13 protein-coding genes are annotated in these 15,865 nt (G+C 63.2%); 5 read left to right on the top strand and 8 right to left on the bottom strand.

Translation table 11 applies throughout. The features are described 5' to 3' along the window. Nucleotides 1-57 precede the first annotated feature (57 nt). From K6N12_RS03115 to K6N12_RS03100, 4 genes are all read right to left on the bottom strand, one after another. A complete protein-coding gene (locus tag K6N12_RS03115) occupies nt 58-822 on the bottom strand; it encodes an SDR family oxidoreductase (RefSeq protein ID WP_097624253.1) in 765 nt (254 codons plus the stop codon). A gap of 498 nt (nt 823-1,320) precedes the next feature. After that, a complete protein-coding gene (locus tag K6N12_RS03110) occupies nt 1,321-2,514 on the bottom strand; it encodes a thiolase family protein (RefSeq protein WP_097624254.1) in 1,194 nt (397 codons plus the stop codon). Continuing rightward, nucleotides 2,492-4,015, bottom strand: coding sequence for a class I adenylate-forming enzyme family protein (locus tag K6N12_RS03105; RefSeq protein WP_097624255.1), 1,524 nt, complete (start codon nt 4,013-4,015; stop codon nt 2,492-2,494). Before K6N12_RS03105 ends, K6N12_RS03110 begins: the two co-directional genes overlap by 23 nt. A 28-nt stretch (nt 4,016-4,043) precedes the next feature. Then, nucleotides 4,044-4,454, bottom strand: coding sequence for an acyl-CoA thioesterase (locus K6N12_RS03100; RefSeq protein WP_097624256.1), 411 nt, complete (start codon nt 4,452-4,454; stop codon nt 4,044-4,046). A gap of 53 nt (nt 4,455-4,507) precedes the next feature. On the opposite strand from K6N12_RS03100, the gene K6N12_RS03095 reads away from it, so the two are divergent. Continuing rightward, nucleotides 4,508-5,476, top strand: a complete 969-nt coding sequence (locus K6N12_RS03095) for a zinc-dependent alcohol dehydrogenase family protein (protein WP_222148726.1) — start codon at nt 4,508-4,510, stop codon at nt 5,474-5,476. A 212-nt stretch (nt 5,477-5,688) separates the two neighbouring features. Here the strand turns inward: K6N12_RS03095 and katG are convergent, their stop codons facing one another. After that, a complete protein-coding gene (gene katG / locus K6N12_RS03090; protein ID WP_222148725.1) occupies nt 5,689-7,875 on the bottom strand; it encodes a catalase/peroxidase HPI in 2,187 nt (728 codons plus the stop codon). A gap of 139 nt (nt 7,876-8,014) precedes the next feature. Between katG and K6N12_RS03085 the strand changes: the two genes are divergently transcribed. Next, nucleotides 8,015-8,929: a hydrogen peroxide-inducible genes activator gene (locus K6N12_RS03085; RefSeq protein ID WP_097624259.1), complete on the top strand. Its 915-nt coding sequence runs from the start codon at nt 8,015-8,017 to the stop codon at nt 8,927-8,929. Nucleotides 8,930-8,950: 21 nt separating this feature from the next. Here the strand turns inward: K6N12_RS03085 and panB are convergent, their stop codons facing one another. Together panB and panC are read right to left on the bottom strand one after the other, a co-directional pair. Continuing rightward, on the bottom strand, nt 8,951-9,772 hold the full coding sequence (gene panB / locus K6N12_RS03080; RefSeq protein WP_222148724.1) for a 3-methyl-2-oxobutanoate hydroxymethyltransferase: 822 nt from the start codon (nt 9,770-9,772) through the stop codon (nt 8,951-8,953). Further along, a complete protein-coding gene (gene panC / locus K6N12_RS03075) occupies nt 9,769-10,671 on the bottom strand; it encodes a pantoate--beta-alanine ligase (RefSeq protein WP_183854218.1) in 903 nt (300 codons plus the stop codon). Before panC ends, panB begins: the two co-directional genes overlap by 4 nt. A gap of 233 nt (nt 10,672-10,904) precedes the next feature. Between panC and K6N12_RS03070 the strand changes: the two genes are divergently transcribed. The 3 genes from K6N12_RS03070 (at nt 10,905) to K6N12_RS03060 (ending at nt 14,385) form a co-directional block, all read left to right on the top strand. After that, a complete protein-coding gene (locus tag K6N12_RS03070) occupies nt 10,905-11,384 on the top strand; it encodes a ProQ/FINO family protein (protein WP_131710675.1) in 480 nt (159 codons plus the stop codon). A 198-nt stretch (nt 11,385-11,582) separates the two neighbouring features. Further along, nucleotides 11,583-12,569 (top strand): cytochrome-c peroxidase, encoded by a 987-nt coding sequence (locus K6N12_RS03065; protein ID WP_097624263.1) that lies wholly within the window; start codon nt 11,583-11,585, stop codon nt 12,567-12,569. A 10-nt stretch (nt 12,570-12,579) separates the two neighbouring features. Beyond that, nucleotides 12,580-14,385, top strand: a complete 1,806-nt coding sequence (locus K6N12_RS03060) for a methyl-accepting chemotaxis protein (protein WP_222148723.1) — start codon at nt 12,580-12,582, stop codon at nt 14,383-14,385. Here K6N12_RS03060 and repC read toward each other — a convergent pair. After that, the gene (gene repC, locus K6N12_RS03055; RefSeq protein WP_222148722.1) at nt 14,367-15,695 is read right to left on the bottom strand and encodes a plasmid replication protein RepC; all 1,329 of its coding nucleotides are present in this window, start codon (nt 15,693-15,695) and stop codon (nt 14,367-14,369) included. The genes K6N12_RS03060 and repC overlap by 19 nt on opposite strands. Between the last annotated feature and the right edge of the window lie 170 nt (nt 15,696-15,865).

Below are 15,865 nucleotides of genomic sequence, written 5' to 3'. Positions count from 1 at the left end.
TCTCCTTGCGTTGATGGAAACGGTTGCGGCAAGGGCCGCGAAGAGCGGCCCCGGCCGTCAGGCGCTCTTCTTCTGCTGTGGCTGCCGGCTGAGCCAATCGTCGAAGCGAATGCGGCCGAGCCGCGCCTTGGCGCCGGTTACCAGCGAATTATCCTCGAGCTCGACGCCGAAGTAACGGGCGTGAGGATCGGTAATCACCTGGCGCGGATCGTTCGTCGCTTTCAGCAGGCGCGTCACGATATCGGTGAGGCGAATTTTCTCCGGTCCGCCGATCTCGATCGTGCCGTTGACGGGCGCGCCCAGCGCCACCTCGGCCATGACGTCGGCGACATCGTCCGATGCGATCGGCTGCACATAGGCCGGCGACAGATGAACCATCTGGCCTGATGTGCCCGACTGGGCGATACCGGCCATGAATTCGTGGAATTGTGTGGAATGGACGATGGTGTAGGGGATGCCGGAAGCCTTGATCAGCTGTTCCTGGGCCATCTTGGCGCGCATATAGCCGCTGCCCTGCAGCCGCTCCATGCCGACGATGGACAGGGCGATATGATGCTTCACGCCGGCGGCGGCTGCTGCCTTCAGCAGATTGCGGCCCGATGTCTGGAAGAATTCCAGGACGGCCTTGTCCTCGAAGGAGGGCGAGTTGGCAAGATCGAGCACCACCTCGGCGCCGGCCAGCGCTTCCGCGAGCCCCTTGCCGGTGATCGTGTCGACGCCCGAATTCGGCGATGCCGCCAGCACCTCGTGCCCCTTGCTGCGCAATCTTTCCACGGTCTTCGAGCCGATAAGCCCGGTGCCGCCGATAATGACGATCTTCATGGGTAGTCTCCTTGTCCTAGCGAGGATTTCCTCTGTTGACCTGAGATGGCTGCCGAAATCGCCGCCTCGGCGAGGCAGGCGACTTCATCGGTATGGGGACGCCACGCGAAATTTCCGGCGCGGCCGGCCGCAGCCGATGGACGGGAGAATGCGCCGGATCGTCAGGCCGAACCATTCTCCCTCGGTCGCTGTCGTCCTATGCCAAGGCAGTAGGGCGGCTCGCCCTAGGATCGGGCCGTTCGGCCGGGATGGAAGGAGACCTGCGTCGTCAGGTGTTGCAAGGGACGGAGGTGGGGCGGCTGGATGGTTCCGGCGGAGTTTGGCGAGAAGCCAACCCCACTCTCCGTCATCCCAGGCCTTGCGCCGAGGACCCATGCCACGGCTGCCGGTGGATGCGGTGTGGATGCTCGGCTCAAGGCCGAGCAGGACGGAGGGTGGGGCTAACGTCGCCCATCCCTCTCTCCGTCTTTTACTGCCAGCCGATGCAGGCGGTCCTTCTCAGGAAAGCGCGACAGACTCGAACAGTGCCGTCAGTCCGATGCCGCCGCCGATGCCGATCATGGCGAGGCCGGTGGCGCCGGGAACGCCGGCGCGGACCAACTGACTGTACAGTCTCGTAACCAGGATCGCGCCGGATGCGCCGAAGGGGTGGCCCAAAGCAATGGCGCCGCCCTCCCTGTTGACCGTGTCGGCAGGGATGTCGAGCTGATCCAGCGATGCCAGAACCTGGGCGGCGAAGGCCTCGTTGAATTCGATGGCATCGATGCTGGCGAGCGAGAGCCCGGGCTGACGCCGCAGCAGCTTTTTGGTCGAGGCGACGGGGCCGATGCCGAGCAGATTGGGATCGACGCCGGCCGCAGCACTGTCGATGAGGGCGAGGCCCTTGCCGATGCCGAGGCTTTTGGCCATTCCACGGCTCATGACCAGCACCAGGCAGGCGCCGTCATTCAGCGGGCAGGCATTGCCTGCTGTCACCGAACCGTCGCGGAGAAAGACCGGCCGGAGATTTGCGAGCGCCTCAAGCGATGTGGAGGGGCGCAGGCATTCGTCGCGTTCCACCAGTCCGTGGGTGGTGGAGATGTCGACGATCTCCGGCTGAAAGAGGCCTGCCTCGGCGGCCGCGACAGCGAGCCAGTGGCTGCGGAGCGCGAATTCGTCCTGCCTCTGGCGTGCGATGGCGAATTGGCGGGCGACGTTTTCAGCGGCAATGCCCATCTCGGGGTCGCCGACCGTTTCGGGGGAAAAGCGGGCGCGGCCATAAAAGCGCGGCAGCGCCCCATTGGCTTTCGGCCGTTCGACGCGCCACGGCGCGGTGCTGACGCTCTCAACGCCGCCGGCGAGAAAACAGGCGCCGGCTTTCGCCTGGATCAGGCGGGCGGCCATGATGATCGCTTCCAGGCCCGAGCCGCATTGCCGGTCGACGGCGACACCGGGAACGGACAACGGCAGGCCGGCGGTGAGGGCGGCCAGCCGGCCGATATTGCCGCCGCCGCCGGCGGCATTGCCGACCAGCACGTCGTCTATATCGTCCGGCGCGATGCCGGTTTCGGCAACGATCCGGCGGATGATCGCCGCAAGCAGGTCTTCGGCGGCGACCGTCGCAAGCGAACCGAAGGCCCGGCCGATCGGCGTGCGGTAGGCGGCAACCACGACCGGCTGCCAATCCTCGTCAGGCTGATAGGCGTAGGACAAGGCCGTCTCCCGAAATGACCGCTGCTTCCACCTGGCCCCTGGAAATCTTGCCGCTGCTCGTCATCGGCCAGGAGGCGATATGGTAGAATTGCCTGGGGATCTTGAACCTGGCAAGCTTGCTGGCGCAATCCTCGGCCAGCATTTTCGCATCGATCGCCTCGCCGGAGACGACGGCGACGATCCGTTGGCCGTAATAGTCATCCGGCAGGCCGAAGACGACGGCTTCTTCGACGCCGGGGCAGGTTTTCAGCGCGCTCTCGACTTCGGCGGGATAGACGTTGTTGCCGCCTGAAATCATCATGCCGCCTGCCCGGCCGATCACCCGCAGCATGCCATTGGCGTCGATTTCACCGAGATCGCCGACGGTGGCGCCAACCGGTGTGACCCGGAACGCCTGACCGTCGTCGCCCCAGAGATAGCCGTCGGCGATCAGGTCGCTCCTGACGAAGATGGTGCCCGGCACATCGGTGCCGACGTCGTTTTCATCAGGGTCGCGAATGGAAATCTCGACGCCGGGATAGGCCTGGCCCACGCGGTCGATCGGAAAATCGACCGCGCCGCCGACAAGGGTGGAGACGGTCATGAAACCAATCTCGGATGCGCCGTAATATTCGCGGATGCGCGCCTTCGGGAAAAGGCGACGCATGGCTTCGACGCCGTTCACGTCCAGTTTCGCGCCGGCAGTCAGAACGTCGCGCAGGGAGGTGAGAGGCTGTTCGCCAGCCCAGGCTCTCGCAATGCCCGCTATATGGGTGGGCACGGCGACCAGCCGTTCGATCGCTTCGGCAGAGAGAATGCGCGCAACGGCAGCGGCATCCCATTTCCTCACTGAATGGAAGGTGCCGCCGGCATCCAAGGCTTCGACCATGGCGTAAAGCGCGAGGCCATGCGCCAAGGCGCCGGGGCACATTGTGGACGGCGCGCCTTCCAGTTCGAAAACCATGCGGCCACGATCGAGGCTCCGGCGCCACTGCTCGCGCGAGCGATAATAGGCTTTCGGCTCGGCGGTGGTGCCCGAAGTAAAGCCGATCAGGAAAATCCCCTCGGCCTCTCCAGGCAGCTCGCCTTCCGTCGCGGCGAGATCGAAGGGCTCGGCTCCGGCGGTGATGACTGAGATACCGAGCCTGCGGCCGATCTCGGCGCTTGGGCCGCTATCGTCGTCGACGACAAGCACGTCAGGCGCCAGCCGCTCGATGATGCGCTCGATTCTCTCAGGCGGCATCATCGGGTCGATCACCGCGCAGGTATGCGGCGAGGCGGTGGCGGCGATGAAATATTCGGCGAAGCCGATGTGGTTGCCGAGGCTGAGGGCCGCAAGTCTCTCCACGCCGGGCAGATCGAGCGTGCGACGGGGCGAGCGCGGCACTTCCTGGAGAAAGCGGTAAATCGCGTTGGCGCGTAAATGGAGTTCGCCGTAGCTCAGGGAGCGGCCGTCGATCGCCAGGGCCGGCTGATCCGGCCTTTCCGTTGCATGTCGAAGAAGCTCTGCATGGATCGGCATGGACACCCGCTGGTTTGAAGATCGGCCGTCAGCCCAAAGCTGCCCTGGTGGCGTCGGGGATCGGCGTCGGGCGGCTGTCGGAGAGGCCGACGCAGACCCAGACGAATCCGGCCGAGGCGCAATGGGCGCCATCGCGCTGGCGAAAAAGTTCGATCGCGAAAGAGAGGCTCGTGCGCCCGATTTTCTCGACCGTCACCTTGGCTTCGACGACGTCGTCGACGTCGATGGGATTGTGAAAAGTGATCTCGGCCTTCTTCACGTGATAGGCAACGCCCGAGGAGGTGTGGCGGAAGTGGCTGAGAATTTCCCGGTGCCGCAGGAACTCGACGACCGCATCCTCGCAATAATCGAGGTAAACCGAGTTATGGACATGACCATAGATGTCGATGTCTCGCATCGAGACCCGGAAGGATGCTAAAGGCCTGTCGTCAACACTCATGCGATCACCGAAAATTGGTGGGCTGTTCTAACCGCTGTTGTCCGGGGGATGCAATGCAATATCAGGCGGTCGTGCGAAAATTCGGACCGGCTCAGGATGTCGTCGGGATCGAGCGGGCCGCATTGCCGGTGCTACGCCGCGATCAGGTCCGGGTGCGGCTCTTGGCGCGGTCGATCAATCCCTCCGATATCATCACCATTTCAGGCGCCTATGCCGGACGCACGACCCTGCCCTTCATCCCCGGCTTCGAAGCCTTCGGGGTGGTCGACGCCTGCGGTGAGGACGTTTACGGGCTTGCGCCCGGCACCCGCGTGCTGCCGGTGCGCAGCGCCGGGGGATGGCAGGAATTCAAGGATACCGATCCCGACTGGTGCCTTCGTGTTCCGGATGGGCTATCCGATTTCGAAGCGGCGACGAGCTACGTCAACCCGATGACGGCCTGGCTGATGCTGCACAAGAAGATCGGGCTGAGGCCGGGCATGCGCATCGCCGTCAACGCCGCCGCCTCTTCGATCGGATCGATCCTGATCGGTCTGGCGAATGCCGTCGGCGTCGAGCCGGTGGCGATCGTCCGCAGCGAGGAATCGCGCGCGCGCCTCAGCGGCAGGCTCGAGACCGTCATCGTCGACAGCGCGGACGGCGATCTGGCCGCCGGGCTTGCCGGTCGGCATGGGCTGGACGCCGTGCTCGACTGCGTCGGCGGCGCGCGCGCCTCAATCCTCGCTGCTGCGCTCAAACCTGGCGGACACTTCGTCCATTACGGCCTGCTCTCGGGCCAAAGCATCCCGAATTCCTTCTGGGCTGCCCATCCCGATATCATCTTTTCCTTTTTCCATCTCCGGGAATTGGTTCATTCCGAAGACATGGGCGAGGTCCAGCGCGCCTATTCCGAAGTGGCGGCGCAGATCGTTGCGAAGGTGATCGCGACCGAGGTGCGGGAAGTCTTTCCTCTTGAAAAGATCGGCGATGCGCTGCAATGCGCGCTTCCCTTCCGGGCGGGCGGCAAGGTGCTGCTCGCCTGACGGGCGGGTGTCGGTCTCTTCGGCCTTTGGCCTGCGCGCTCAAGATCGGGAGCGATGGAGGATGGCGCTTTGCGCTATCTCACTGCCGAGGATGCGTTCATCGCCGGAAAGTTCCGCACGGTGGCGAGGGGACTTGGGCGCTGTTTCCATTTGAAGCTATTCAAAAAAACGCCCGGGCGCGGTCGAAACGGCGCCCGGGCGAATGCTTCCGATCAGACGAGGTCGAAGCGGTCGGCGTTCATGACCTTGTTCCAGGCGGCGACGAAGTCCTTGACGAACTTCTCCTTGGCGTCGGCCTGGCCGTAGACTTCGGCAAAGGCGCGAAGCTGCGAGTGCGAGCCGAAGATCAGGTCGACGCGGGTGCCGGTCCACCTGACGGCACCCGTCTTGCGGTCACGGCCTTCATAGACGCCTTCTTGGCCGGCGGCAGGAACCCACTGGGTACCCATGTCGAGCAGGTTGACGAAGAAGTCGTTCGTCAGCGTTTCCGGACGCGAGGTGAAGACGCCATGTTCCGGCTGGCCGACCTTCAGGACGCGCAGGCCGCCGACGAGAACGGTCATTTCGGGGCCGGTCAGCGTCAGCAGCTGGGCGCGATCGACGAGCGCTTCCTCAGGTTTCATGAACTGCAGGCGCTTGCCGTTCACATAGTTACGGAAGCCATCGATCCGCGGCTCGAGCGCTGCGAAGGAATGCGCATCGGTCTGCGCCTCGGAGGCGTCCGTGCGGCCAGGCGTAAACGGCACGCTGACGGACTGACCGCCGGCCGTTGCCGCCTTTTCGACGCCGGCTGCACCGGCAAGGACGATCAGGTCGGCGAGCGAGATCTTCTTACCGCCGGTCTGAGCGGCGTTGAAGTCCGTCCGGATGCCTTCGAGAACACCAAGCACCTTGGCGAGCTGGGCCGGCTGGTTTGCTTCCCAGTCCTTCTGCGGGGCGAGGCGGATGCGCGCGCCGTTGGCGCCGCCGCGCTTGTCGGAGCCGCGGAAGGTCGAGGCGGAAGCCCAGGCGGTGGAGACCAGTTCCTGCACGCCAAGGCCGGTTGCCAGTACTTTTGCCTTCAACTCGGCGATGTCCTTGTCGTCGACGAGCGGATGATCGACGGCCGGGATTACGTCTTGCCAGATCAGATCTTCCGCCGGAACTTCCGGGCCGAGATAGCGCACCTTCGGTCCCATGTCGCGGTGGGTCAGCTTGAACCAGGCGCGGGCGAAAGCGTCGGCGAACTCAGCCGGATTTTCGAGGAACCGGCGCGAGATCTTCTCGTAGACCGGATCGAAACGCAGCGCCAGGTCGCTGGTCAGCATGGTCGGCAGATGCTTCTTGCCGGCCTCGTAAGCATCCGGAATCGAGGCTTCGGCGTTCTTGGCCTGCCACTGCTTCGCGCCGGCCGGGCTCGTCGTCAGCTCCCACTCGAAGGCGAAGAGGTTTTCGAAGAAGTAGTTGCTCCACTTGGTCGGCGTCTGCGACCAGGTGACTTCGAGGCCAGCGGTGATGGCATCCTTGCCGACGCCGGAGCCGAACGAGCTCTTCCAGCCCAGGCCCTGATCCTCGATCGCGCCGCCTTCCGGCTCGGCGCCGATCAGGGACGGGTCGCCGGCGCCGTGCGTCTTGCCGAAGGTGTGGCCGCCGGCGATCAGCGCCACGGTCTCTTCGTCGTTCATCGCCATGCGGGCAAAGGTTTCGCGGATGTCGCGCGCCGAAGCGATCGGATCGGGATTGCCACCCGGGCCTTCCGGATTGACGTAGATGAGGCCCATCTGCACGGCCCCGAGCGGTTCTGCCAGCTGGCGTTCGCCGCTGTAGCGCTCGTCGCCGAGCCAGGTGCCCTCGGGACCCCAGTAGAGCTCTTCCGGCTCCCAGACATCGGCGCGGCCGCCGGCGAAGCCGAAGGTCTTGAAGCCCATGGATTCCAGGGCGACATTGCCGGTGAGGATCAGCAGGTCGGCCCAGGAGATGCGGTTGCCGTATTTCTGCTTGATCGGCCACAGCAGGCGGCGGGCCTTGTCGAGGTTGGCATTGTCAGGCCAGCTGTTGAGCGGCGCAAAACGCTGCTGGCCCTGACCGGCGCCGCCGCGCCCGTCGGTGATACGGTAGGTGCCGGCGCTATGCCAGGCCATGCGGATGAAGAGGCCGCCGTAGTGACCGAAGTCGGCCGGCCACCAATCCTGCGAATCGGTCATCAGCGCGTGAAGATCCTGCTTCAGCGCCTGGAGATCGAGCTTTTTGAATTCCTCGGCATAGTCGAAGGCCTGGCCGAGCGGGTCGGCGCGGCCGGAGTTGTGGTGAAGCATCTGCACGTTCAGCTGGTTCGGCCACCAGTCGCGGTTCGACCGGCCGGCTGGAGCCTTGTGATGTGCAACGGGACATTTGCCTGTGCTGTCCGTGGGGTTGTCCATGATTGTCTCCTTCATTGCTTGATCTGTCTGCCATTCAAACGTTGCCGAGTGGGCGCCCCCGCTCTCCTTGCTGTCTTCATATCGGAAGGATATGATAATTTTAAGTTGGATTTCCTGATTGCTGCGATAAGCTTAGCTTATGAAGAACCTGACCCTGAAACAGCTGCGTTATTTTGAAGCCCTGGCAAGGGATGGCCGCTTCCGGCGCGCTGCCGAGGCCTGCGCCATCTCCCAGCCGGCACTCTCAATGCAGATCAAAGAACTTGAGCAGGAGTTGGGCAGCGAGCTTTTCGAGCGCAGCGCGCGCGAAGTAAAGCTGACGGCCTTCGGCCAGACCTTCGCTCTCAAGGTCCGCGAGATCCTGCGCGGCGTGGACGAACTGGGGGAGCTGGCGCGCGCCTCTCGCCACTCCTTCCTGTCGCGGCTGCGCGTCGGCATCATACCGACCATTGCGCCTTATCTGCTGCCGATTATCATAAACGATCTGAACGAAACTTTCGCCGGAATTCAGATCGAGGTGCGCGAGACGCAGACGGCAAAGCTTGTTCACGAACTTACCCAAGGCCAGCTGGATACGGCAATCGTTGCCTTGCCCGTGTCGGAACCATCGCTGACCGAACTCGAACTCTTCAAGGAAGAGTTCGTGCTGGTGCGGCGGCCCGAAGACGAGGGCAAGCCGGTGCCCGAACGCGAGGCGCTGCGCGAAATGCGGTTGCTGCTGCTCGAGGAGGGCCATTGCTTCCGCGATCAGGCCTTGTCGTTTTGCAAGATCGGTTCGGCCCGCCCGCGCGAAGTGATGGAAGGCAGCTCGCTCTCCACCCTGGTCCAAATGGTCAGCGCCGGCATCGGCATCACCTTGATCCCGGAGATGGCCGTTCCCGTGGAAACGCGCTCGGCGCAGGTTTCGATCTCCCGCTTCCAGTCTCCGCAGCCATCGCGAACGATCGGCATGGTCTGGCGCAATTCGACCCCGATGGCCAAACAGCTGCTGCAGGTCTCCGAGGCCGTTCGCCGATCGGCCGATATCATGCGCGAACGACAGCTCGCGCGGTGATGGACCTGATGATGTCCCTGCTCAGGACCGGCGCTTGAACGTATGCTCCGCGGCCGGAAACTTTCGCGACCGGACTTCGTCGGCATAGGCGGAGACGGCCGCTGCGATCCTCTTGCCGAGTTCGTCGTAGCGTTTGACGAAACGCGGCGTGAAATCGTTGAACAGCCCCAGAATATCGTCGGATACCAGAACCTGGCCGTCGCAGGCGGAGGATGCGCCGATGCCAATGGTCGGTATGTGGATGGCTGACGAGACCTCCCGGGCGAGCGGTTCTACAGTGCCTTCGACGACGACGGCAAAGGCACCCGAGCCGCCGATGGCATGCGCGTCGCGCCGGATCTTCGAAGTCTCGTGTTCGGAATGGCCGACGGAGCGATAGCCTCCCGCGGTTTGGACCTGCTGCGGCATCAGGCCGATATGCCCCATGACCGGGATGCCCCGCTTCGTCAGAAAGGCAATGGTCTCGGCCATCTCTTCGCCGCCTTCCAGCTTGACGGCATCGCAGCCGGTTTCCTGCAGGATGCGGACGGCATTGCGGAAGGCCACTTCCTTCGATTCCTGATAACTGCCGAACGGCATGTCGACGACGACGCAAGCCTTGTTAACGCCGCGCATCACGGCCTTGCCGTGGGCAATCATCATGTCGAGCGTGACGCCGAGGGTGGTCTCCATGCCGTAGAGCACCATGCCGAGCGAATCCCCGACCAGCAGCAGGTCGCAATGCTCATCGAGCAGGCGCGCCATCGGCGTCGTATAGGCGGTGAGGCAGACGATCGGCTTGCCGCCCTTCATGGCTGAGATGCGGGTCGGCGTCAGACGCTTTTGAGATCCGATGGCGCTCATTTCGTCACTCCCTTTCCCGGCTTGCCCTTCCCGCCGATAACCCCGGCAACCCGGTTGTTGCGGACCACTCGATTGTCAAGAAGCCGCGTCGAGCCGAACCGAACGAAAAGCGCCACGACGACAGGCTCTTCGATCGTGCTGACCGGCTCAAGCGTCGAGGCGTCTCTGACGGCGACGACTTCGGGTTTTGCCAGAGGCTCGCGACCGAGAAATTTCGTGAGCTTTGCTTCCAACTCCCTGGCATCCGTGAGGCCGTCGGCAATCAGGCGCTCGGCCTCGTCGAGGGTCTGCGGGACGATTGCCGCGGCACGGCGCTCCTCAGGACTGAGATAGACATTGCGCGACGATAATGCGAGGCCGTCGGCATCCCTGACGGTCGGCACCGATATCACCCGCACCGGCACCGCCAGATCATCCACCATGCGCTTGATGATGACGACCTGCTGGTAATCCTTCTCCCCGAAATAGGCGGTTTGCGGCTGCACGATATTGAAGAGCTTGGAGACGACGGTGGCGACGCCGGCGAAATGCCCTGGCCTGACCGCGCCTTCGAGTTCCCGCCCTAGCTCGGGGACGTCGACCACGGTTTTCATCGGGCGCGCATACATGTCCGCGACGCCGGGAGCGAACAGGAAATTGACGCCGGCCTGCTTGAGCATGGCCGAATCGCGCTCCAGATCGCGTGGATATTTGCTGAGATCTTCGGCCGGACCGAACTGCAGCGGATTGACGAAGATCGAGACGACGACGAGATCGTTCTCGGCCCGTGCGCGCGATACGAGCTCCATATGACCGGCATGGAGATAGCCCATCGTCGGCACCAGACCGACGGTGCGTCCCTGGCGCTTCAGCGCATCGAGCGTGTGGCGCAGCTCGTCTATGCTCGAGAAAACCCGCATATATCCTCCCCGCGGCCGGTCACTCATCTTGGGCGCGGATAAGAAGTGTAATCGATGCTGGAGGTCAATGGATATTCCGCGATAAAAACGATTAGATGCAATGGCAGGCCGATAAGGCCGGCCTATATCCGCCCGGAATTGGCAGCTTGCAGCGGGGCTGGCAATATGCGAGCCGCAACGCTATTGCCCCAGTCCGTCAAGATACCATTACAGTCGGTCGCTATGGAGGATACATGGAACCTTGGAAGATCAGCCGCGGGCCGATTGCGGCAACCGAGCTCGACGTCGAGAAGGCAAACGCAATAAACACGCTGTTGATCCGGCCGGTCGGCGTGCTTCCGGCGAAGCCCGGAGATCCGATCCTCCCTTTTGCCGTCGGCCTCTTCAACGAATTGCGCCCGCTCCTGAAGGCCGACGCGGGCGTGACGACGCTGAGACGCGCGACCGCCGCCTATGTCCATTGCCGGCGCTACTATTTCGCCAGCGCCCAGCCCGATTCCATGCGCCATGGCGTGGACGGCGTGCCCTTCGAAGCGCTGTCTTCGGAAGACCGGCTGGTCGCGCAAAAACGCTTCCTCAGCCTCAAGCAGAATAATGGCAAGGTCGAGGCGCCGGAGCAGCCTGCACCAGTTCCCCCTCCCCTGTTGAGCAAGAACGAACAGATTCGCGCAGCCCTTCTCAATAGGAAAAGTTCGTCAGCCAGAGCGGGGTGAGGCTAAAACGCGTCGTCTTTCATCTGCAATGGAGGAATAGTAACCTGCTATTGTATTTCGCAGGGATAAATATCTGCGATACAACTTCAGCCAGCAAAACCTTCACGTAGGCCTCAAGTATATTTTGCTTTAGATACCATTAATGCAATTGCGCTAATTTTAGCATCAGTCAGAAACTTCTCCGGACTTGCTAGAACGATGCGTCTCCTGATTGCAGCTTCCCTCTTCGCATTGGCCGCAATCCAACCCGGCGCGGCTGCCGATCTTTCCGCCTATAAACGGCCGCTGACCGTGCCTTTCGAAGGGGTGACGGCCTATTCCCCTCAACTGGCGACGCTCGGCAAGATGCTGTTCTTCGATCCCAGGCTATCCGGCAATAAGAATATGACCTGCGCCAGCTGTCACAACCCGTCCTTCGGCTTCGAGACGCCTGTGAAGACGCCGATCGGCGCGGCTAATACCGCGCTCGGGCGCCAGGCGCCGACGGTTCTGAACGTTGCCTGGGTCTCGCCTTTCTTCTGGGACGGTCGCGCGCCGAACCTGGAGCAGCAGGCGGCGGGCCCGATCACCGCTGCCGCCGAAATGAATGGCAAGCTCGACGATGCCGTGAGTGAAATGCATGACATACCCGACTACAAGAAGTGGTTCGGCGAGGTCTTCCCGGACAAGGGCATCAGCAAGGAGACGCTGCTGACGGCCATCGCCACCTATGAGCGGACGGTGGTTTCCAACTGGTCGCCCTTCGACCGCTGGGTTGATGGCGACGAGAAGGCGGTCTCCGACAGCGCCAAGCGGGGCTTCGAGTTGTTCACCGGCACAGCCGGCTGTTCCGCCTGCCATTCCGGCTGGAATTTCACCGACAACAAGTTCCATGACATCGGCCTGCCGAGCGACGATATCGGCCGCTACAAGATCGATCCGAGCAGCCCCGGCAATAAATATGCCTTCAAGACGCCCGGCCTGCGCAATACGCTCTACCGTGGTCCCTATATGCATGACGGCAGCCTGAAGAGCATGGACGAGGTGATCACCCACTATGAAAGCGGCGGCGTCAGCCGTCCGTCACTCGATCCGGCGATGTCGCCCTTCCTGCTGACGGAAGAGGAGAGCAAGGATCTGGTCGCCTTTCTGGGAACTTTGACCGCGGAAAAGCAAGACATCCCCTTGCCGACGCTGCCGAACTGAGGTGCAGGCAATGAAACTCTCCATACGCATGCAGATTCTCGTGCCCATGGTGGCAACGATCGTCGTCGGCTTCGGCAGCGCATTCCTGATCGGCTACCAATCGGTCACCGGCCAGACCCGGGTCGCCGCGGTGGTGGAGGAGGCGGTGAACGCCAAGCTGGCCTCCGCCCATATCGAACAGCAGTTCAGGCAAGCGACATCGGTCGTCGACCGGGTTCTGTCGATGACCAATTTCGTCTCGGCGGCCGAGGTCAAGACGGAATTCGACGAAAGCAACGGCGCGCTGACGCAATCGCTCGACGAGCTCGGCGGTATCGATCTTGCAGCGTCCTTGACCGAGGGCGCGCGCTCGCTGCGCCAGGCGCATGATGTCTGGGAAAAAGACGTCAAGGTCAGCCTCGGCCTGCAGCCGGCGGATGAAGTGCCGACTACCGAAAAGCTGGCGCGCTCACAGCAGGCGATCCTGACCGGCATTGCCGCCGTCAACGCCATCGTCGACAAGATCGCCACCGAGAGTGTCGCCGAAGCGGGCAGTGCGCTCGAGACGAAAATCGAAATCGAACTGGCATTGGCGGGCCTCGCCGCCATTATCGGCCTCGGCATTCTGATTGCGATCGCCCGGCATGTGTCGCGCCCGATCCAGCGCATTACCCACTCCATGCAGGCGCTCGCGAGTGGCGAAACCGACAAGGCAATCCCCTATGCCGGGCGCCGTGACGAGATCGGCCTGATGGCCGGGTCGGTGGAAGTCTTCCGTCAGAATGCCATCGCCCGCACCCGGCTCGAAAGCGAGGCCGAGGAGAACCGGCGACTGGCTGAAGCAAACCGGCTGGTCGACCAGGAGCAGGCCGAACGGAGCGCGGCCGAGCGGCTGACGGTCGCCACATCGGGGCTGGCAGCCGGGCTGAAGCGGCTCGCGGCGGGCGATCTCGCCTTCAAGCTTTCGGAGCGGTTCGCGCCGGAATTCGAACCGCTGAGACATGATTTTAACGCTTCCGTCGAGCAGCTCGGCGGGACGCTGCTCTCCGTCTCCGAAAGTGTGTCGATCATCAATTCCGGCACCCGCGAGATCAGCAACGGCTCCAACGAACTCTCCGGCCGCACCGAACGGCAGGCGGCCACGCTGGAACAGACCGCTGCGGCGCTGAACGCCGTCACAGCCAAGGTCACCGAAGCCTTCGAGATTGCCAAAGAGGCCCGAGGGGTCGCCGACGACGCCAATCGCAGCGCCCTCGCATCGGGCAAAGTGGTGGCCCAGACGGTGGATGCCATGGGCCAGATCGAGGAGTCGTCCAGGCAGATCAACAATATCATCGCCGTCATCGACCAGATCGCCTTCCAGACCAACCTGCTGGCGCTCAATGCCGGCGTCGAGGCTGCCCGCGCCGGCGAGGCCGGCAAGGGTTTTGCCGTCGTCGCCCAGGAGGTGCGCGAACTGGCACAGCGTTCGGCCCAAGCCGCCAAGGAGATCAAGGAACTGATCGGTCGGGCATCCGCCAAGGTCGCCGGCGGCGTCGAGCTGGTCAACCAGACCGGCGCAGCACTTGGCGACATCGGGCGCTTCATCGTCGATATCAACCAGCGCATGGAAGCGCTGGCGGGCTCGGCGCGCGAACAGGCCACCAGCCTGTCGGAAGTCAATTCCGCCATGCATCAACTCGACCAGGTGACCCAGCAGAACGCCGCGATGGTGGAGGAAACCACCGCCGCCAGCGTCACGCTCGCTGGCGAGGCGGAGCGCCTGCGCGACCTGGTCACCCAGTTCGAACTGGGCGGGACCGAGCCCGGCGCACGAGCCTATCGCGACGCTGCCTGAACAAGATCTGTTCCTATCTCTGGCCCATGCGACGGCCCGTCTGAAAACCGCTCCTTTGCCCGCAACAGCGCCATCAACATCGGGCCGAGCGTGAACTCGCTCCGTTCGGCGCGCTGGGCGAGATCCCTGAGGTAGCCGCCGGCGGAGTTGATGTGCCCTCCCCTCTGGAGAATGCAGGCCATGACGGTGGCGGCGCTCTCCGGCCCCATCACCGAGGCTGCTTCCTCATAGGCCGAATGGCTGACGCCCAGCATCGAGCGCACGACGGCCGCCGCCATCATCAGATCCCGCCAGCTGGCGATCGTGCCGCCCGGCCCGTAGTCGATGATATCAGGGCAGGCCTGGAGGACCATGCCAAGCGGGAAGGATTTCAATTTCCCGGCATGCGTCCGGACAATGGCCCGCCATCCCTCCCCATCCTCGCCGGCCATTCCCGGTTCGCGCCTTTCCAGCCCTGGCCCCGGTTCGCAACGCCGGTTCGCCTCCTGCCCGGTTTCCAAGCCCGGTTCAGATTCAGATGGGGATTCGGGATTCGAATTCTGTATGTGGTGCTCAATCTGGGATTCATTGGTGCTCGCTATCTGAATTTTATCTTGCAATTCCAATATGTTGATGATGCCTAGGCGGATCGTCTCAAGCTCATCGAGTATTGGCCCGAGGTATTCGAGCTTTGCCGCTCTCGGAATGCGCTGCAACAGCGCCTGGAACGTCGAAGCGATGCGCTCCCAGTCGCCGGGAACCGCTTCCTCAATGGCCGCGGAAATGAGCTTGGCGATGTCGCGACGGCAGATGGTCAGCCGCTCCTTCATCCTCCGCAGCATCTGCCGGTCGGCGGCAATGCGTGCGGCGATCGTTTCGATCTCGGCGGCGCGGGCAAGGAGCGGCGCCAGGCTGAAGCCGTAGGCCTCGCCGATGCCGCCTTCCCTGTTGCGCCTGATATAGCGCTTGCCGTTCGGGCTGTCTTTGCGGGAGATGAGGCCGGCCTCGACAAGCACGGCGAGGTGCCGGCGCAACGTGGCAGCGGCCATGCCGCGTGCTCTCAGCGAAAGCTGCAAGTTCGAGGGAAAGACCACGAGCCCGCGTTCGCTGGAGAGTTCGTCCTGCGGATAAAAACTCAGCAGCGCATCGAGCACTGTCAGCGCCCGGTCGGTTACGTCGAGCCCTGCCCGGGCTTCGCAGACAGATCGGAACAGTTTCCATTTGTTGCGCGTCGTCCCGGCCGCGATCGCTTCGCCGCGCCGCTGTTTCAGCAGCATGGCAAGCGACATCGGCCGCCGCCCGAAGGGCGTCGTTACAGATTCACTCTCCATTTCCTTCACCTCTCATCAGGCAAAAGAAATCCGCTCACCGAAACGATGCGAGGATAAGAGCGCTGGAGCGTCTTTTACGCGTCTGAAAAGACACGCGCAGCGCTGCAGGACTCTTGACTGGGATTCGTGAAAATGCGATTCTCTGTCTTGCTTAAGGATAGGAGAAGGGC

The sequence above is a fragment of the Rhizobium redzepovicii genome (assembly GCF_019793435.1).
Taxonomy (GTDB): Bacteria; Pseudomonadota; Alphaproteobacteria; order Rhizobiales; family Rhizobiaceae; genus Rhizobium; species Rhizobium redzepovicii.
Note: the sequence above shows the minus strand (reverse complement) of the source record. Positions and strands in the feature narration are given on the sequence as shown.